This window comes from Rhodococcus globerulus NBRC 14531 (genome assembly GCF_001894805.1).
Taxonomy (GTDB): domain Bacteria; phylum Actinomycetota; class Actinomycetes; order Mycobacteriales; family Mycobacteriaceae; genus Rhodococcus_F; species Rhodococcus_F globerula.
Map to the genome: position 1 here is coordinate 721059 of NZ_BCWX01000002.1, position 19239 is coordinate 740297.

General features: G+C 62.0%; 15 protein-coding genes and 1 tRNA gene. 15 read left to right on the top strand and 1 reads right to left on the bottom strand.

Annotation, left to right across the window (positions count from 1 at the left end; all coding sequences use genetic code 11):
• The first annotated feature begins 235 nt into the window (after nucleotides 1-235).
• From RG2_RS11920 to RG2_RS11975, 12 genes are read left to right on the top strand one after another with little or no spacing between them, the layout of a single operon-like run.
• On the top strand, nucleotides 236-1870 hold the full coding sequence (locus RG2_RS11920; protein WP_033234748.1) for an ABC transporter substrate-binding protein: 1635 nt from the start codon (nucleotides 236-238) through the stop codon (nucleotides 1868-1870).
• Between the two features lie 14 nt (nucleotides 1871-1884).
• Nucleotides 1885-2949: an ABC transporter permease gene (locus RG2_RS11925; RefSeq protein WP_033234747.1), complete on the top strand. Its 1065-nt coding sequence runs from the start codon at nucleotides 1885-1887 to the stop codon at nucleotides 2947-2949.
• A complete protein-coding gene (locus RG2_RS11930; protein ID WP_033234746.1) occupies nucleotides 2946-3860 on the top strand; it encodes an ABC transporter permease in 915 nt (304 codons plus the stop codon). The genes RG2_RS11925 and RG2_RS11930 overlap by 4 nt, the downstream gene beginning before the upstream one ends.
• Nucleotides 3857-5473 carry a dipeptide ABC transporter ATP-binding protein gene (locus RG2_RS11935; RefSeq protein WP_033234745.1) on the top strand — a complete coding sequence of 539 codons (1617 nt, stop codon included), beginning with the start codon at nucleotides 3857-3859 and terminating at the stop codon, nucleotides 5471-5473. Before RG2_RS11930 ends, RG2_RS11935 begins: the two co-directional genes overlap by 4 nt.
• The gene (locus RG2_RS11940) at nucleotides 5470-6720 is read left to right on the top strand and encodes an acyl-CoA dehydrogenase family protein (protein WP_033234744.1); all 1251 of its coding nucleotides are present in this window, start codon (nucleotides 5470-5472) and stop codon (nucleotides 6718-6720) included. The genes RG2_RS11935 and RG2_RS11940 overlap by 4 nt, the downstream gene beginning before the upstream one ends.
• Nucleotides 6717-7961 (top strand): LLM class flavin-dependent oxidoreductase, encoded by a 1245-nt coding sequence (locus RG2_RS11945; RefSeq protein ID WP_033234743.1) that lies wholly within the window; start codon nucleotides 6717-6719, stop codon nucleotides 7959-7961. Before RG2_RS11940 ends, RG2_RS11945 begins: the two co-directional genes overlap by 4 nt.
• Before the next feature lie 10 nt (nucleotides 7962-7971).
• A complete protein-coding gene (locus RG2_RS11950) occupies nucleotides 7972-8892 on the top strand; it encodes an LLM class flavin-dependent oxidoreductase (protein WP_033234742.1) in 921 nt (306 codons plus the stop codon).
• Complete coding sequence (locus tag RG2_RS11955) at nucleotides 8889-10127, top strand: acyl-CoA dehydrogenase family protein (RefSeq protein WP_080711750.1); 1239 nt, start codon at nucleotides 8889-8891, stop codon at nucleotides 10125-10127. The genes RG2_RS11950 and RG2_RS11955 overlap by 4 nt, the downstream gene beginning before the upstream one ends.
• A gap of 41 nt (nucleotides 10128-10168) precedes the next feature.
• Entirely contained in the window at nucleotides 10169-11200 is a 1032-nt protein-coding gene (locus RG2_RS11960; protein ID WP_033234741.1) for an aldo/keto reductase, read from the top strand.
• A 43-nt stretch (nucleotides 11201-11243) separates the two neighbouring features.
• On the top strand, nucleotides 11244-12275 hold the full coding sequence (locus tag RG2_RS11965) for an aldo/keto reductase (RefSeq protein ID WP_033234740.1): 1032 nt from the start codon (nucleotides 11244-11246) through the stop codon (nucleotides 12273-12275).
• A gap of 1 nt (nucleotide 12276) precedes the next feature.
• Complete coding sequence (locus tag RG2_RS11970) at nucleotides 12277-13350, top strand: LLM class flavin-dependent oxidoreductase (protein WP_033234739.1); 1074 nt, start codon at nucleotides 12277-12279, stop codon at nucleotides 13348-13350.
• 21 nt (nucleotides 13351-13371) lie between these two features.
• On the top strand, nucleotides 13372-14733 hold the full coding sequence (locus RG2_RS11975) for an NtaA/DmoA family FMN-dependent monooxygenase (RefSeq protein WP_033234738.1): 1362 nt from the start codon (nucleotides 13372-13374) through the stop codon (nucleotides 14731-14733).
• Between the two features lie 93 nt (nucleotides 14734-14826).
• Here the strand turns inward: RG2_RS11975 and RG2_RS11980 are convergent.
• Nucleotides 14827-14900 (bottom strand) — tRNA-Cys (locus tag RG2_RS11980).
• 234 nt (nucleotides 14901-15134) lie between these two features.
• Between RG2_RS11980 and RG2_RS11985 the strand changes: the two genes are divergently transcribed.
• The 3 genes from RG2_RS11985 to RG2_RS11995 are packed head-to-tail and all read left to right on the top strand — an operon-like array spanning nucleotide 15135 to nucleotide 19155.
• Nucleotides 15135-15506 carry a rhodanese-like domain-containing protein gene (locus RG2_RS11985; protein WP_033234737.1) on the top strand — a complete coding sequence of 124 codons (372 nt, stop codon included), beginning with the start codon at nucleotides 15135-15137 and terminating at the stop codon, nucleotides 15504-15506.
• An 11-nt stretch (nucleotides 15507-15517) separates the two neighbouring features.
• A complete protein-coding gene (locus tag RG2_RS11990; protein WP_051730540.1) occupies nucleotides 15518-17386 on the top strand; it encodes an ABC transporter ATP-binding protein in 1869 nt (622 codons plus the stop codon).
• Entirely contained in the window at nucleotides 17383-19155 is a 1773-nt protein-coding gene (locus RG2_RS11995; protein ID WP_072782498.1) for an ABC transporter ATP-binding protein, read from the top strand. Before RG2_RS11990 ends, RG2_RS11995 begins: the two co-directional genes overlap by 4 nt.
• The last annotated feature ends 84 nt before the right edge of the window (nucleotides 19156-19239 follow it).

Below are 19239 nucleotides of genomic sequence, written 5' to 3' on the forward strand. Positions count from 1 at the left end.
CGTCGCGAGAAAAACTCGCTGTTGCGATCGCATGTGTCCCTACAGAGAAATCTACTGCGGCGGAGCAATTTTCACCAGATTGTGATCATCGTGAATGCAAGAGGTGACGTTTGCTCCTGGATCGGGTTGACTTCCATTCAGTGTCTACCGGACCTCGACGGGCTGCGTTCTCGTTCAGTCGCGACGGTGATCGTCCGTCTCTCCCTTCGGAGCCCTTCAAGAAAGGCAAATTCCTTTGTTCACCAATAGTTTTCAACGTGCCGTCAAGTCTGCGGCGGCCGTGACAGTACTGGCCGTAGCACTTGCCGCCTGTGGTGGCGCGTCGGCGTCGGACGGCACCGCCGGAACACCGGTGGACGGCGGGACGCTGACCTTCTACGACCCTGTCGATTACGCGGCGTGGAAACCTACGAACTCGCTGTGGTCCAACAGCCAGGTTTCCAACAATCTTGCTGAGCGGCTGATCTGGCAGGACCCTGAAACGGGTGAATACAGGCCATGGTTGGCAGAGTCGTACCAGGTCAGCGATGACCATCTGTCGTACACATTCACGCTGAAGTCCGGCGTTACATTCAGCGACGGCACTGCGCTGAATGCCGGAGTGGTCAAGGCGAACTTCGATCAGCACGGCATCGGCGACCCGCAGAAGGGCATCACCGTGGATCCGTTCTGGACCGATTACGCCGGCACCGATGTGGTCGACGATCGGACGGTTGTCGTCAAGCTGGCGAAGCCCAATGTCGGCTTCATTCAGATCCTGTCGAACTACCGTGCCAGCTCGATCCTCGGGCAGTCGCTGCTGGATCGAGATCTCAACGGTCAGAGTGATATTCGTAACTGGGTGGGAACAGGCCCCTTTGTGGTCGAGTCGGTGAACGGAACCAGCGGCGTCACTCTCGCACGACGCGACGATTACAACTGGGCGCCCGAAGGTTCGGGTCATTCCGGCCGAGCCTACTTGGAGAAGATCGTCTTCAAGACAGTTCCGGAAGCCGGAACGCGAGTCGGCGCATTGCAGTCGGGTGAGGCAGAGATCGCGCGCAACATCGCGCCGTACGACGAGGAAACTGTGGCAGCGGGCGGCGGAGTCCTGCTACCGATTTCGGTGCAGGGTGAGACCAACGACCTGACCCTTCAGTTGAAGGATCCGGAAGCGCCAACTCAGGACAAGCGGGTCCGTCTCGCGTTGCAGGCGGCCACCGATCGCACGGAGATCAACCAGACTGTGCTGTCCCCGAACTACCCGGTTCCGTCCAGTGCACTGGTTCAGGGAACGCCGCTTCGTGGTGATTCGAGCAGCTATCTCACCTACGACCTCGACAAGGCCAAGTCGCTGCTCGACGAAGCGGGTTGGAAGCCGGGAGCAGACGGGGTCCGGGAGAAGGACGGCAATCGATTGGCCTTCCACTTGCGGGTGGCACCCTACTATCAGGTCTCGCAGTCGGTTCTGGAAGTTGTTCAGTCGCAGTGGCGAAAGGCCGGCGTCGACGTCACGCTGACGCGCCCGTCGTTGACGGAATACGAGTCCCAACTGGCTTCCGCGCCGGACTGGTACTTCACGCAAGGTCAGACGTCCACCGCGGAACCCAGTGTCCTGCGCACGTCGTATGGCAGTGACCGCCAGAACGGGACCAAGAACTTCCAGAAGGACGAAAAGTTCGATCAACTCTTGGCGGCGCAGTCGTCTGCATTCGATCCGAATGATCGCAAGACCGCGATCCAGGCGATCGAAGATCACATCTTCGGCGAGGGCTACTCGATACCGCTCTACGACGAGACCCAGGTCTTCGGCCTCGCTTCCAGCGTCCACGGTTTTGCCACTGAATCCACCGGCCGGTCGTGGTTCTACGACACATGGGTTTCGCAGTGAGAGGCAACGGAGGAATGCGCAATTACACCCTGAAGCGAATCGGGCAGTCGATCTTGGTGATGTGGGCCGCCTACACCCTGTCCTTCTTTCTCCTCAGCGCATTACCTGGGGACGCGGTGAACAACCGCATCCAGAACCCGGAGGCCCAACTGTCCCCGGAGTCCGCGCGGGCGCTGGTCGAGTACTACGGACTTGATCGGCCGTTGCTGGAGCAGTATGTCAGTGGTCTGGGTGGAATCCTGCGGGGAGACTTGGGGTATTCGCTCACCAATGGCACACCGGTGACCGGCCTCATCGGCGATGTCCTACCTAGCACGCTCCAACTTACCGGTCTGGCATTGGTTTTCGGCCTCGTCCTGGCAGCTGTCATCGCCGTGGTCGCGAACTATGCTCCGTGGGCGTCGGTGCGAAGTGTGGTTGGTTCGGTACCGGCGCTGTTCGGTTCGGTACCCACTTTTGTGGTGGGAATCCTTGTACTGCAATTCTTGTCGTTCAAGTTGCATGTGATTCCGTCGTCCGACGACGGTTCGTTCCTGGCACTACTGGCTCCGGCCGCGACATTGGCTATTCTCATCGCTGCACCGCTAGCGCAGGTGTTCAGCACCTCGATAACCACAACCCGCGACTTGCCATTTGTTCACGTACTGCATGCAAAGGGCGCTGGGGAGGGGTATGCCTTCCGCCGGGGCGTACTACGAAACTCTGCATTGCCGGTACTGACGCTTCTCGGACTTGCCTGCGGCGAACTGATCGCCGGATCTGTGGTGACCGAGGCAGTCTATGCTCGACCAGGACTCGGCCAGCTGACCGTGAATGCGGTCGGTACCCAGGATCTCCCGGTTCTCCAGGGAGTGGTGTTGGTTGCGGCTTTGGCATACGTGGCGGTCAACCTCGCGGTCGACCTGGCGTACCCGTACATCGACCCGCGGGTTCTTGTCGACGGTCGAAACTCACGCGTCACCGCTCGTAGAGCCCGAACGAAGCTGGTACGTCCCGGATTCGGCGTCAAGGCAACTGGCGTCGCTTCTGTACCCGTTTCGGTTCAGCGCCGGCTGCCGGCGGAGGTGTCGATGCCATGACCGTCATCATCGACGACACAACGGCGCAGAATACGCCGCCGACGAGCGGTGCAGAGCCAGACGCGACTGCGTCGATCGTTCGAGAAACGGTGCGATGGGCTGCCCGGAACTGGGGTTTGGTGCTGTCGACCGCCATTTTTGCACTCGCGGTGCTGTGGGCGCTCCTGCCAGGTGTGTTCACCAGCTTTGATCCGATTGCCGTCGACAACGGCCGTAAGTTACTACCTCCGTCCGGCGAACACTGGTTTGGTACCGACCTTCTCGGTCGCGACATGTACGCACGTGTCGTCTACGGCGCACGGGCGTCGCTACTGGGCGCCAGCATGGCGGTCGCCGTCGCGGTGATCGTCGGTTCGGTGCTCGGCGCAGTTGCCGGTTGGTTCGGTGGGTTCGTCGACACCGTGGTGATGCGACTCATCGACGTTGTGCTGTCCGTCCCCGGTTTCTTGCTCGCTATCACGATCGTGGTGGTGTACACGGCAAAAGTGGGGCAGGCGGGCTTGATTCCTGCCGCGATTGCAGTGGGTCTGACCTCGGCGGCGACGTTCGCGCGATTGATCCGGTCCGAGGTACTCACCGTGCGGGCAAGTAACTACGTCGAGGCGGCGATCACCAGCGGCGCAACCACGTTCACGGTTCTGCGGCGCCACGTGGTTCCGAACTCGTTGGCGCCGACCGTATCGCTGATCGCCGTTCAACTCGGGATCGCCATCATCTGGATTGCCTCACTGAGCTTCCTCGGACTCGGTGCTCAGCCACCGAATTCTGAATGGGGACTGCTTGTTTCGGATGGGCGGCAGTTCATTGCCACTCGAGGATGGCTCACACTCTATCCCGCACTCACCATCATCGCGGTGGTTCTGGCGACCAACAACATCGCTCGTCACCTCACGACAAGGAGTTCGCGATGAGCCTGGATCCAGTCTTGTCCGTCAAAGGACTCACCGTTGGCTATCGGACGAATCGCACGCTTGCGCCAGTGGTGCACGATGTCAGCTTCGACGTCGGCCCCGGTCAGGTTCTGGCGCTGGTGGGGGAGTCGGGGTCGGGTAAGACCACCACCGGCCATGCGATCCTCGGCTTACTCCCCACGAACGGCGAAGTGATCTCGGGTTCGATCGTCTTCCGTGGTCAGGAGCTGACCGCGTTGAACCCCAAGGGGTGGCGCGAGATCCGTGGCCGGTCGGTGAGTCTGATTCCGCAGGACCCGACGGTGTCCCTCGATCCGGTCCGCCGGGTGGGGCATCAAGTCGAAGACGTGGTGCGTCTTCATACCGACCTCGGCGCGGATGCGCGGCGTGAGCGTGTTCACGAACTGTTCGCGCTCGTCGGTTTCGACGATGTCGAACGCCGATACGGGCAGTATCCGCACGAGTTGTCGGGGGGAATGCGGCAACGAGTGCTGGTTGCAGCCGCAGTGGCCGCGGAACCTGATCTGATCATCGCCGACGAACCCACGTCGGGACTCGATGCGACCGTGCAGAAACAGGTCCTCGATCTCATCGACAGCCTGCGGGCTCGATCGTCGACGAGCATGGTTCTGGTTACCCATGATCTTGGTGTTGCCGCAGACCGCTCCGATCTCATCGGAGTCATGCGCAACGGGCATCTGGTGGAAGTCGGACCGACAGCGGAGGTTCTCGCGAATCCACGGCATGCCTATACCCGGCATTTGTTGAACAGCGTGCCATCGCGGTTGTCGGTGCGCGAGAATCGAGGCTCTGTGCTCGCGGCACGGAAGTCGGTTATCGAGGTCGCGGACCTGCACAAGGATTACGGCGAAGTCCCTGCCGTGGACGGTATTTCGTTCCACGTTCGGCAGGGTGAGACTTTTTCGATCGTCGGCGAATCCGGTAGCGGAAAGTCGACCACTGCCCGAATTCTCGCGGGATTGACCACTGCGACGTCCGGGCGCGCGTCCGTGCTTGGTTCGGACATCACTGCACTGAGCCGCTCGGAGTTTCGGCCACTGCGCCGTGACCTGCAAATCGTGTATCAAAACCCGTACTCGTCGTTCGATCCCCGGTTTACGGTCTTCGACGTAGTCGAAGAACCGCTGCGGTCTTTCCAGAAGGCGCACTGGGGACGACGCCGGGGAAACGTCGACCGCGTGGCGGCTGCGTTGGAAGCCGCGGCACTACCAGCTGACTTTGCGCGCCGTCATCCACGTGAACTGTCCGGTGGCCAACGCCAACGTGTGGCAATCGCCCGTGCACTGGTGGTCGAACCGAAAGTTGTCGTGCTCGACGAGCCGATCTCGGCGCTGGACGTGTCTGTGGCCGCACAGATTCTCGAACTCCTACAGCGCCTTCAACAAGAGCGCGGGCTCACTTACGTTTTCATCTCGCACGACTTATCTGTTGTTTCCGCAATCTCAGATCGAGTTGCGGTGATGCAGCGCGGACGCATTGTCGAGCAAGGATCCGTGGAACAGGTCTTTTCGAATCCCACGGACGACTACACCGTCCGGTTGCTCGAGGCGATCGCCGGGCGCGAACTCACCACTACCCGAGGAACCCCATGACTACTCGACCCGACACCCTCGATGCCGCTCTGATCCGGTTCAGGTCCATCTTCGGTGAACTGGCAAAAGGTGCCGGAGAACGTGATCTGTCCGGCGAACACCCGTATGAACTGGTACAGGAGCTTGCCGACGCCGGATTCGGCAAGCTGCGAGTCCCCCGCGAGTACGGCGGATTCGACGTCGATTTGCCGACCTTGTTCGCCCTGCTCGCGGAGGCCGGGCAAGCCGACGCCAACGTGCCGCAGATCTGGCGTGGGCACTTCACCACCACCGAGATTCTGCGGCTGGAAACCGATTCCGAGGTGAGGGGGTATTGGTTGACTACGGTCGCCGGTGGTGCGGTGTTCGGCAATGCGCAGTCGGAGCCGGCCGACCGTGTTGCCGGCCTTGATTCGGGCGGCGGATGGGGCACGATCACCACACGGGTCAGGCGCAGTGACGCGGGCGAGCGGGTTGTCTCCGGTACCAAGTTCTATTCGACAGGCTCCCGCTTCGCGGATTACATTCGGGCGGCGGTCGTGGACGGCGACGGGCACCGGGAGTTCGTGGTGCTCCCCGCCCGGCACCAGGGGGTTGAGCATGTCGACGACTGGGACGGTGTCGGACAACGCCAGACCGGTAGTGGTACAACAATTTTCACTGATGTCCCGGTGGAGTCCAACGGCGAGATCGGCCGCTATACCGAATCTTTGCGCGGGCTGGACTCGTTCGTTCAGATCGTGCATCTGGCGAACCTGGTCGGGATTGCGCGCAGTGTCCTGGCTGAGACCATCGATATCGTCCGTAACCGAACCCGCACCAGTCGGCATGCCCTGACGCAGGATGCAGTCGCCGATCCGGACGTGCTCGGTGTTGTCGGAACCCTCTACTCCCGCACGCTGACGGCGGAAACTCTGCTCGGTCACGCCGCGCGTCGGTTGGACGAGGCACATGCCACCGGTGACGAGGCGGTGTATTCCGACGCCTATATCCAGGCCTCTGCTGCGCAGGTAGCAGTCATCGACGCTGTTCTGGCCGCCGCCAGTGATGCGTTCAACGCGGGCGGTTCGTCCACAGCTCGTAGGCGAGCGCACCTGGATCGACATTGGCGCAACGCGCGCACGCTCGCGTCACACAATCCGGTCATCTACAAGCCGCGGGTGATCGGCGACTACTACGTCAACGGAAATGCGCCGGTATCAGGCTATTACGCCGATCGGCCGTCGGCAGCCAACGCTGCGGACCAGAGCGAAAGGGTTCAGCTGTGAGCGGGCAACTGCATCTGAACGTCAACATCCTCAATGCCGGTGTCTTCGGAGGCTCCTGGCGGTTCCCCGATACCGACGCGCTGGCGAGCTACACGATCGAGCACTACACAGCAATCGCCAAAAAGGCCGAGGCGGCCAAGCTCGACGCGGTTTTCCTCGCCGACGGTCCTCTACTGGACACGAGTATCAGGCACCGATCCGGCAACAACCTGGAGCCCACAACAGTATTGGCGCGGGTGGCCGCACAGACCGAGAAGATCGGACTGGTCGGGACACTGTCGAGTTCGTACAACGATCCGGAGGAAATCGCCAGGCGACTCGGAGACCTCGATTACGTCAGCGGTGGGCGATTCGGTTGGAACGTAGTGACAACGGCGGGGCCGGTCGCAGCGCGCAACTTCGGCCATACCGGCGAGCCGGAGCACGGTCTCCGCTATCGCCGAGCCGCGAGTGTGGTCGACCAGGTGGTCACCAAGTGGGGAGCGCGAACTGAACTCGTATCACCGCAAGGACGGCCTGTCATAGTGCAGGCAGGAGGCTCCAGTGACGGAAAGCGGTTGGCCTCGCAGATCGGTGAAGTGATCTTCTCCGCGGAACAGGACCTGGGCAAGGCGCGAGCATTTCGCACCGAGATCCGCGAAGGTGCAAGGAAGTTCGGTCGTTCCCCGGACGAGGTGGTCGTTCTTCCCGGGCTGTCGACAGTGTTGGGCAGCACGGAGGCGGAGGCTAGAGCGCGGCGCGAACTCCTCGACGAGTTGCTGCCCGATGCGTACGCCCGCGATCGGCTTGCCGGACAACTCGGATTCTCCCTGGACGGACTCGACGACAATGCGCCGATTCCTCCTGAGCTACTGAGAAATCCGGATCACGCCGGCGGATCTCAGACATTCTACCGGGTTGTCCTCGGCATCATCGAGCGCGAGAATCCGACCCTGCGTCAACTGTTGAAGAAGCTGTCCGGAGGTGGCGGTCACCGCATAGTCGTCGGCACTCCGGAACAGATCGCCGACGACATCGAGCGGTGGTTCCGCCATGGCGCGGCCGACGGATTCAACGTGATGCCGGATGTATTGCCTTCGGGGTTCGACGATTTTGCCGACCATCTCGTGCCGGAGTTGCGCCGGCGAGGCCTGTTCCGCACCGATTACGAGGGGACCACTCTGCGTGATCACCTCGGGCTCGGTGTGCCTGGCGTCCCATACACCACCACAGACGAGTACCCGCTCGTGAGCGCGGAATGAGGAGAAACAAATGACCGTGTTCGTGGAGTTGGCGGTGGGTGAGTCGGCGGGACAAGTATCAGTCTCCGCCGCAGATGCAATCGCACGAGTTGCCCAGAGCGTGAACGCAAGTGGCATCAGACTTGTCGACGAGGTCGAGAGCCTGCGCACGATCGATCCTTCGATTGTCGGCAGCTACCTCGCTGGTCGGTACGGACACCTCGGGTACCTGATCGATGCGCGGACAACGCACAATGCGCCGTACAACCTGGCTCGGCGAGTGCTGTCGCTGGATCGTGCGACAGACGGCCGCGTGGGTGTTGTCCTCGCGCCAGGGGAGGGCGACGAGGTCAGCGATGCGACAACCCCAGACCCCCAGGCATCGGAGACATCCGAACGGTGGGTCGAGTATGCGGACATCGTCTCGCGGCTGTGGGAGTCGTTCCCGCGCGCGGCACTGCTCGGAGACCAGGAACGTGCCACCTTTGTCGACGACACGTTGATCGCACCGATCAATCACGAAGGTCGGTTCTATCGCGTGGCCGGACCGTTGGACGGACCGGCGTCGGTGCAAGGTCGCCCCGTGGTCGTGGCTGCCGATCCCGACGCTCTGGGATGGTCGCGGATCGCTGCGGTTGCGGACGTCGTCATCGTGGAGCGCAACAACATCGACGGGGCCGACGCTGCCCTGTCGGGCGCACTTCATTCCGTTGGACGCCGGCGATCCGATGTTGCCCTGCTGGCCCGGTTGACCGGTGCCGTCAGTGCGGTAGAACTCAAGCAGTGGGCGCCTGACAACGGTGTCGACGGATTTGTCCTCGCGACAAGTGGACGTGACGAAGCTGCGATTGTGGACCTTGTCAGGGACGTGGTGCCTCAACTTGCGGGACCGATAGGGCGCACGCTGCGTTCGACACTCGCACTGCGTGAGAGCGCAGAGGTGTTTGCATGACCGCCGTACATGTGTCTCCGGCACCCGTACCGGAGCACGGCGTGGAGCGTCGGGAGGAATCTTTGACTGTCGCCGGGATCCGAGCAGCTGCCGCTCCGGTGTTGACCCGCCTCGGTGCCACTGCTCGGGCTCGCGAAGAGACACGGGACTATGCGTTCGATGATGTCCGTGAACTTGCCGATCTCGGAATTGCCCTTACCGGCATCGCCACTGCCGAAGGTGGCGGCGGAGGAACCGTCAGAGATGTCGTGGAGCTGGTCATCGACATTTCCCGTGCGGATTCCAATGTCGCGCAGGCGCTTCGGCCGACATTTTTGGCTGCGAACCAGGTCGCCAGTCGTGAGGACGTTCCGCTTCGGGAGATCAATCTGGAGCGTTTGCGTCAACGCGCGTTGTTCGTGGGTACCGGCAACGAGCGCAACGGCGGGGCGAGTGGAAGCGTATCCACCACAGCCCGGCGCCACGGTGATGGTTATGTCGTCAACGGACGAAAGTTCTATTCGACGGGCGCGTTGTACGCGACGTACTTCTCGTCGCAAGCAGTCACCGAGGACGGCACCATCATCCGATTCACGGTGCCCGTTGATCGCGCGGGCGTAGACCGACGTGACGACTTCGACGCTATCGGCCAGCGGCTGACGCAGAGCGGTTCCACCTGGTTCAACGATGTGTGGGTCTCGGATGACGAGGTTGTCGTCGCGGAGGACTCGCGTCCGGACAATCCGTGGCAGGGCTCCTTCGCGCAGCTCTATCTCGCGGCGGTACAGGCGGGCATTGCGGCGCGCGCGCTCGATGATGCGGTGTGGTTCGTGCGGGAGCAGGCTCGTCCCATCAAGCACAGCTCGGCGACACAGAGCGTCGATGATCCGTACGTGCGGGCGACCGTCGGAGAACTCGGTGCGCGGGTACGGGCAGCACGCGCGGTGGTGTTGTCGGCTGCCGAAGAGCTCCAGAACTTGCGGGGATTGGCGGGCGAGGATGCGCGGCGGGCCGGCGCGAATGCCGCCGTTGTCGTCGCCGAATCAGGCGTCATCGCGATCGAGTCTGCGCTTCGCGCTTCGGAATTGCTCTTCGATGTCGGTGGCGGTTCGATTACGAACCGCGAGTGGGGTTTCGACCGTCACTGGCGTAATGCCCGCACGGCTGCGAACCACAATCCGCGTCAGTGGAAAGCGGCAGTCGCCGGCGCCTATCACCTCACCGGGGAAGAGCCCCCTCTCACGGGGTTGTTCTGAAACAGATTTGTGCACAGCACCATTCATGTGAAAGGAAATCAATGACCATCGAGGTTGACCGTGTACTCGGCCGAACCGGTGTCCGGATCACTCCACTGACGCTCGGGACGATGAACTTCGGCCGCTGGCAAGAGGAAGGGGAGAGCCTTCGGATCATTTCGTCCGCTCTGGATCTCGGTGTCTCGGCTATCGACACCGCGGACGTGTACGCCCAGGGTGTTTCCGAAGAGATTGTCGGGAAAGCGCTCACAGGTCGGCGCGACGACGTGTTCCTCGCGACGAAGTTCCACGGCCAGATCGGGACCGACCCTCGTCACGCGGGCAATTCACGCCGCTGGATCACGCGGGCGGTCGAGGACAGCTTGCGCAGGCTGCGTACCGATTACATCGATCTCTATCAGGCACATCGCCCGGATCCGGATACGAGCCTGCTCGAGACGTTGCAGTCACTCAACGACCTGATCCGTCAGGGCAAGATCCGGTACTACGGAACCTCCGCGTTTCCGGCACATCAACAGGTCGAAGCCCATTGGCTTGCCGAGAAGTACGGTCTTGTCGCCCCTCACACCGAGCAGCTTCCTTACTCGCTGCTGGTGCGTGGCGTCGAGCGTGAGGTGTTCCCTGTGGCGAGGAAGTACGGTGTTGGCGTCCTCTCCTACGGCCCGCTTGCCGCCGGGTGGTTGTCCGGCAAGTATCGGTTGGGCGCGCAGCAACCGGAATCGGCTCGTGCCGAACTGATCCCGGGTCGCTTCGACGTGAGTGCCGAGCGCAACCAACGCAAACTGGTGGCAGCTGATGCACTTGCCCAGCTTGCGGAGGACAACGGACTCACACTTGTCGATCTGTCGATCGGATTTGCCCTCAATCATCCGGCGATCAGCAGTGTCATCATCGGCCCCCGAACGCAAGAACATCTCGAAGCGTATGTGAAGGCCGCGGCGGTGCAGCTGAGCGATCAGATCCTGGATCGCATCGATGAGATCGTCGACCCGGGTACACAATTCTCCGAGCGAGACACCGGGCGAGACACTCCGTCGTTGACACCGGCCGAGCTTCGCCGCGACCACCGCTGACCTACTGAAAACTACTGAAAACTACCGAAAGACATTCACACTCATGAGCTATGGCACTTTCGAAACCACCTACACTGCTGATGCCGAGCGCTACACCAAGATTCCGTACCGCAGAAGCGGTGCGTCGGGGCTCGACCTTCCCGCGTTCTCTTTCGGGCTGTGGCAGAAGTTCGGTACCGACTACGCGTTCGAAACGCAGCGGGAGATCATCCTGCACGCTTTCGACCTGGGGATCACCCATTTCGACAACGCGGACCGGTACGGCCCGCCGCACCGCGCCGCGCAACAGAACTTCGGAAGGGTTCTGGCGAAGGATCTGGCGTCCTACCGCGACGAGATCATCCTCTCGACGAAGGCAGGCAACGCGATCGGGCCCAGCCCGTATCTGAAGGGTGGATCCCGCAAGTCCTTGCTGGCCTCGCTCGATCACAGTCTGCGTGATTTCGGCACTGACTACGTCGACATCTTCTACAGCCACAGCCCAGACCTGTCGACTCCCATCGAAGAGACTGTCGGAGCCCTGGTGTCAGCTGTGCAGCAGGGCAAAGCGCTCTATGTCGGACTCTCGAACTATCTACCAGAGCGTGCGCACGAAGCCGCAGTGTTGCTCCGCGAGGCCGGCGTTCCGTTGCTCATTCACCAGCCGAGGTATTCGATCTTCGATCGGCGTATCGAGCAGAACGGATTGCTCGAACTGGCGCAAGAGGACGGCTTCGGGCTGATCGTGTATTCGCCGCTGGCTCAGGGTCTGCTCACGAACAAGTACCTCGAGACGATCCCCGCCGATGCCCGAGCAGTCAACAGCACCTTCCTCAGTCCCGATGTCCTCACCGACACCTATCGGCAGCGTGCATCCGAGCTCAACAAACTGGCGGAATCACGTGGACAGTCGTTGGCGCAGTTGGCGCTTCAGTGGGTCTTGCGGCAGCCAGCAGTCACGTCGGCGTTGGTGGGGGCCAGCTCGACGTGGCAGCTCGACCACAATCTGCAGGCACTGAGCTTCCCGGAGTTGACCGACGAGGAACTCGCCATCATCGAAGAGCACGGTGTTCACGGCACCGGGCTGAACCTCTGAGATGACGTCCGTCGCAGCGCCGATCGGTGCGGGCATCGAGGATGGACGACCGTTCCGGCTCAATTTCCTCCTCCATCTGGACCGGGATCTGTCACCAGCGCAGGCCTATCGCGAGGCGATCGAATTGTTCGTTGCCGCTGAGGAATTGGGATACGACTCCGGGTGGGTGATCCAGCGTCATTTCCGTCAGGGCAACGAACATATCTCCGCTCCGCTGGTCACGCTTGCGGCGATCGCCCAGCACACAAGCAGAATTCGTTTGGGCACCGGGGTATTGGTGCTTCCCCTCGAGGATCCGCTGAAGGTTGCCGAGGACGCTGCGACGCTTGACGTACTCAGTAATGGACGGTTGGAACTCGGTCTGGGTTCAGGGCCTTTCCCGGGGGCCTGGGAAGCGTTCGGGCGAGATCTCTCCGACAAACAGCGGTTGGTTGACGAGTCGATCGACCGACTGCCCGGCGCACTCGAGGGGAAGTCTCTCAACAGTGCCGGGGAGGTCCTGTACCCACCTGGTCACGGCGTACGGGGTCGATTGTGGCAGGCCACGACGAGTGAACCCACGCACGCTCACGATGCGGCGAGAGCAGCAGCTCTCGCCGGCGACGGCTTGCAGTTGTCCAGGGCCACAACGTTCCGGGGTGGGAGCGCGCGAGAGGCACAGGAACGACAGGCGGCGTGGATCGACAGCTACCGCGGCGCCTGGAATGACCCCGTGCGCTCGCCACGGGTACAGGTGTCGCGCGCGGTGTATCCACATCCGGATCGGGAAGTGGCAACACGATTGGTGACCCCGGGTGTGCAGCGTTGGCAGAGTTGGAGCACGTCGGGAAAACAGACCCGCAGCCAGAGCGTCGAGGACTATCTGGCGGCTGACAACGCACTGATCGGACCCAGCGAGACACTGGCAGCTGAACTTGCCGCCGACCCGGCACTGCGTGACATCACCGATTTGCTGGTGAGCTTTGTTCCCGGGGTGCCAGACCGGGATGAACATCTCCGATTGCTCGAAACCAGCGCCCGGGAGCTGGCCCCTTTGCTGGGCTGGCGATCGGCCGCTGCGTCCGTCCCTTCATAACCCGATTGTGAGACTTCTGCGATGACTGGATTGCACCTGAACTTGTCCCTCATGACGCCGGGTCATTTCCGGCACGCGTGGCGGTTACCGCACGCTGATCCACTGGCCTATCTCGATATCGATCATTTTGTGCGGCTCGCTCAGATCGCAGAATCGGCCAAGATCGACGCCGTCTTCCTCGGCGATGGGCCGGCGTTGCGCGGCGAGATCGAGGAGGCACCTGGAACCGGAATCGATCCGCTGGTGCTACTCGGCCATCTGGCGGCGATCACCGAGAACCTTGGTGTCGTAATTACCAGTTCGACGACCTATAACTCGCCGTACAACTTGGCACGTCGATTTCAAGCACTCGACCATGTCACCAAGGGGCGTGCCGCCGTCAACATCGTGACCACCGGGACACCGGCGGCAGCTGCGAACTTCGGCCTGTCCGAGCACCCGGACAAAGAATCTCGTTATCGGAGGGCGTGGGAGTTTCTCGAGGTGGTGACTGGTCTGTGGGACAGCTGGGGACCGGATTGGCTTGTCGCGGACAAGAAGTCAGGTCAGTACGCGGACGTCTCCCAAATCCGCTCCAGCGACCATGTCGGGGAGTTCTTTTCGGTGGCCGGCCCGCTTCCTGTCCCGCCGGGGCCACAGGGTCGTCCGGTGTTGGTGCAGGCAGGCGGGTCGGAAGGCGGGTTGAAACTGGCCGGAGATTTTGCCGACGTCGTATTCACGGTGGCACAGACGCAGTCGAAAGCGGTTGCCTTTCGAGATGACATCCGGCGTCGGGCCGTCGCTGCCGGTCGCGGGCCCGATGACGTGAAAATATCACTCGGAGTTGTTGTGCTGGTTGCGGCGACCGAGGAGCAGGCCCGAGCTCGAGAAAAGGAACTGTATGCGACATTGCCGATCGAACGATTGACTGCAGTTCTGCTTGCGAATCTGGGCTTACCCGAAGGCTCGTTCGGTCCCGACGACGTGATTTCCGAAGCCGACCTGCCGGGAACGATTCCGACAGGTGCGTTCTCGACCGGGTTCAGTGTGTCGACGCGCGCCTTGATTCACGAGGGTCCGCTCACGCCGCGTGAACTGGTGACGCGTGGCGCAGGCGGTTCGGGGCATCGCCTTGTGGTGGGTTCGGCTGAGCAGGTTGCCGACGATCTGCAGGAGTGGTTCGAGGCCGGAACAGCGGATGGTTTCACCATCATGCCTGCGGATACTGCCGTCGACCTCGAGAACTTCGCAAACCTGGTTGTACCGATCCTGCAATCACGCGGTCTGTTCCAGCGTGAGTACACAGCACCAACTCTGCGAGAGAGATTTGGCCTGTCCTTCGGGGACCGTCGACGCCCGCAGTCGCATCGGTCCGGAACCGAGTTGGTTGCAGTCCCGGTGTAGACGGCGGACATCGCAACGAGCGCGTGATCTGTTGTTATCGCGGCAAATCTCAACCCGATGGGCACCGACTTCGAGGTCGGTGCCCATCGGTGATGGAGCGGATGGCAGGATTCGAACCCACGTGGACGGTTTTGCAGACCGCTGCCTCGCCTCTCGGCCACACCCGCGCTGGCAATCAATTATGTTTGTAGAAAACAGCATTCGCCAGAGTTGTGATCACGAAGAGTTGATCGGACTGAAGTGTCGAGTATCTTTGAGCCGCAACGAGTTAAAGCAAATCTAAACAATCCTCGTAGATCAGCTTGCTTGTTCTTCGGGCAACCGCTGTGCAGACTCAATTGCGTGCACGTGCATCTAACTGTGCATCTATTTTCCGTACCCGAGAACCATGAAGGACCACTATGTCGCCGCAGAACGAACCAGCGTTGGTCACTCCGGTAATCGCCGCAGCAGCAGTGGCCGGAGGGGCGTTGCTCATCGATGTGCGCAGCGCGAAGGGCCGCAACGAGAATGGCGCAATTCCAGGAGCCGTGGTCGTCGACCGCAATGACCTCGATGCCGAGTTCGGACTCGACTCGCCCGCCAAGCACTCGGAGGTGAACTCGCTCGATCAACCGATCGTCGTGGTGTGTGGCTCGATTGCCGGTTCCGCGCCGGTTGCCGAGGGGCTTCTTCAGCGCGGGTTCGTGAACGTGGTCCACGTCGACGGCGGTTTCCCGGCGTGGAAGGCGGCGGGTCTGACCGTTGCCGAACCTGTTTCGCCGCAGTCGTAATTCGTTTCTCGATGTCGATGCGTGGAGGTTCGGCCATTTCGTTGCCTGGCGACGATCTCGATTCGATGGAAACCGGTACCGTGCTGCGTGCCGGCGTGCGGGTCATGGCCAAGGGGAGCCTGGGGTATCGGATAGCGACTCCACTGTCGATCATCGCCGGACTGATCAACGGTTCCACGATGGTTTTCAGTGCTGTCGCCATCGGCTGGGCCACCGATCATCTGATCATCCCGGCCTTCACGGATGCCGAGGTTTCGGCGCGGTCGTGGTGGATCGCTTTGGGCGCCATCGCCGGAGTGTCACTTCTTCGAGTGATCACCATCGTCACTCGAGCGGTCGCGGCCGCATACGTGCAGTATGGCAACCAAGCGTCGACCAGGCGTGCGTTGATACGGCAGTATGCCAAGCTCGGCGTTCCCTGGCATCGGCGGCACTCCACCGGGCAGTTGCTTTCCAACGTGGTCTCCGACGTCGAAGTTCAGTGGGCGCCCATGCAATTCTTCGCTTTTGCGATGGGCAGTGTGTTCATGCTCCTGGTGGCGCTGGCGAACATCGCGCGCTCGGACCGGTACCTCGCGGTGGTCGCGCTGATGCTGGTGTTCGTCGTGCTTCTGGCTAATTTCGTGTACCAGCGGGTGATGTCACCGCGTGCTCGTGACGCGCAACGAGCCAGAGCCGCGGTCAGTAGCGTCGCGCACGAGGCCATCGAGGGCGAGCAGGTTATCCGCACGCTGGGGATCGTGGACAGTGAGTCGGCACGATTCGTGCGCGCCGCCGAGAACACCCGCGTTGCGAATACTCGGATGTCCTTTGTCAGTGCGGCCTTCGATCCCTTCGTCGAACTTGCCCCGACGGCAACGGTATTGGTGGTGCTGCTCATCGGTTCTGGCCGAGTGTCCGCGGGCGAGCTGACTGTTGGCACGCTGGTCGAGACCATCTATCTGTTCCTGACGATGGCCTTGCCGCTGGGCATGATCGGCCGGTTCCTCAGCATTCTGCCGCTGGCCGTGGTGGGGAACAAACGCACTGCTTCGGTACTCGATTCCGTCGACTACACGCAGTTCGGAACCGAAACGCTGGCCGGTGAGAAGGCTTTGGGGGTGCACGTAGAGGCGGTGCGTTTCACGTACGACGGGGCACTTGGTGAAGCCATCGGCCCGGTGGAGTTGCGTTTCGACGCCGGTGATGTCGTTGCCGTCGTCGGTGCCACCGGATCCGGGAAAACGACGCTCGTCCGCATCCTGGCCAGGCTTGCCGATCCTGATACGGGCATTGTGCGCTACGACGGTATCGACGTGAGAAGCCTCGCGGACGGAGAAATCGAAACCCGGGTAGCAGTGGTGAGCCAGACGTCCTTCTTGTTCGACGACACGATTCGAGGGAATGTCACGTTGGGTCGCGATATCGACGATCTCCAGGTTTGGCGGGCTCTCGACGTGGCCGAGGCCGCAGAGTTCGTCCGAGGCATTCCCGGTGGGCTGGACGCCGCGGTCGGGAAACGAGGTGCCTCACTCAGCGGTGGCCAACGTCAACGGATCGCGCTGGCCCGCGGTCTGGCCGGCTCGCCGTCCTTGCTGATCCTCGACGACGCGACCAGCGCACTCGATCCCACAGTCGAGCGCGACGTGCTCGACAACATTCGTCGCGAATTCGTGAGCGAACGCGGCGGCGACCGTCGATGTACCGTCGTGATGACAGCGGCGCGCAAGAGCACGGTTACTCTGGCCGATCGCGTCTTGTGGATGAACGGCGGTGTGATCACCGCTTCCGGCACTCACACAGACCTTCTCGCGCAGTACGACGGCTACCGGCAAATAGTCGACGCCTACGCCGACGGAATGGACATCGACGAGTTGGACGCGGCCGGCGGCCGGTCATGAGTGAGTCCCTGGCGTCGAAAGTCCGAGCGACTCGAGTGCTGTACCCCGGTCTCCTCCGCGGAATGTGGTTGACCGTTCTACTGGCGTTTGTCGCTGCCAGCGGACGAATCGTGGTTCCGCTGACGGTGCAGTACGCCCTCGATCACGCACTGCTGCACGGCAATGCCGACAATGACAATTCGACTGTGCTCCTCGGCGCGGTGGGGGTGGGTGCACTCGGCGTCGCGGCAGCGGGAACGGCGTCGTGGTTGCTCAACCGCCGGTTGATCCGCACCAGCGAAAACGCGTTGGCGGCACTGCGCACAGCTGCATTCACTCACATCTTCAGGTTGCCGCCCGCGAGATTCGACGACACAGCCCGCGGATCGCTGGTCGCCCGCGTCACCAGCGACGTCGACACGGTGTCGCAGTTCGTCCAGACCGGTGGTGTCACACTGGTTGCGAACTGCGCACAGATGTTGGTCGCATCGTCGATCATGCTGGTGTACAGCTGGCAGTTGGCACTGTTGGTGATCGGTGTCTCCGTGATCGCGGTGGTGACCATGCGATTGATCCAACGAGTGATCGCCCGCCGATTCGGCGAAGTCCGAGTAGCCGTCGCGAATCTGTACGACGGTGTGTCCGACATGGTGAACGGCGCCGAGGTGACTCGTTCGCACGGAGCCGACGCACGTATCCAGGCGCGAGTGGACGGACTGATCGACACGACGAGGAAATCGCTGTTGCACACCCAATTGCCGTTGGGCGTCAACATGTCTCTGGGTGAAGCCGCCAGCGGAACCATCACAGCTGCGGTCGTGCTCTTCGGCGCCGCCGTGGGTACCGGTCACATCGAGTGGATGGATCTGACTGCGGGTCAGTTGGTCGCATTCCTGTTCCTCATCACGTTCTTCGTGCGCCCGCTGCAGTTCTCCGTGTCGATTCTGGGGGAGTCGCAGAGTGCGGTAGCAGGATTGCGCAGAGTGTTCCACTTGCTTTCCGAGCCTTCGGTCACCGTGGGAGCTGGTGCGGGTACGCCGCTCCCCGTCGGCGGCGTCGGCGTCCGGATGCGCGCGGTCGATTTCTCGTACAACCCGAGCAGGCACGCGATCCGCAGCCTGGACCTCGACATCGAGCCACATGAGCACGTGGCTGTGGTCGGCGAAACCGGCTCGGGAAAAACGACTTTCGCGAAACTATTGACCCGTCAACTCCTGTCGACCAGCGGATCGATCGAGCTCGGCGGAGTCGACATCCGCAGGATCACCGACAGTTCGTTCGCCCGTCGTGTCGCCATCGTCCCGCAGGAAGGGTTCCTGTTCGACCGCTCGGTGTTCGAGAACATCGCAATGGGGAGTCCCGGCGCCACCCGTACCGACGTCATGGACGTGTTGTGCGATCTGGGCCTCTCCGAATGGGTGCAGGGTCTCGGTTCCGGGCTCGATACGCTCGTGGGAACGCGAGGCGATGCGTTGTCCGCAGGCGAGAGACAACTCGTGGCCCTGGCGCGGACCGCTGTGGTGGATCCCGATCTGCTGGTACTCGACGAAGCAACCAGCGGAGTGGATCCCGCCATCGATGTCACCGTGCAGCGCGCACTGGCCCAGCTGACCAAGGGACGCACGACAGTCACGATTGCTCACCGCATGATCACCGCGGAGACCGCAGACAGCATTCTGCTCTTCCACGACGGTCTATTGGTGGAACGAGGATCGCACGCCGAATTGACTGCAGCAGGTGGGCGGTACGCTGCCCTCCATCAGGCATGGAAGACCATGAACAGTCTCTGACCCGCTATCCCGGCCCCGGCCGTCGTCGGTGAAGTTCTTCTTAAATGATTGCGTAGCCCCGATGGGTTGTTGTGACGCGGAATT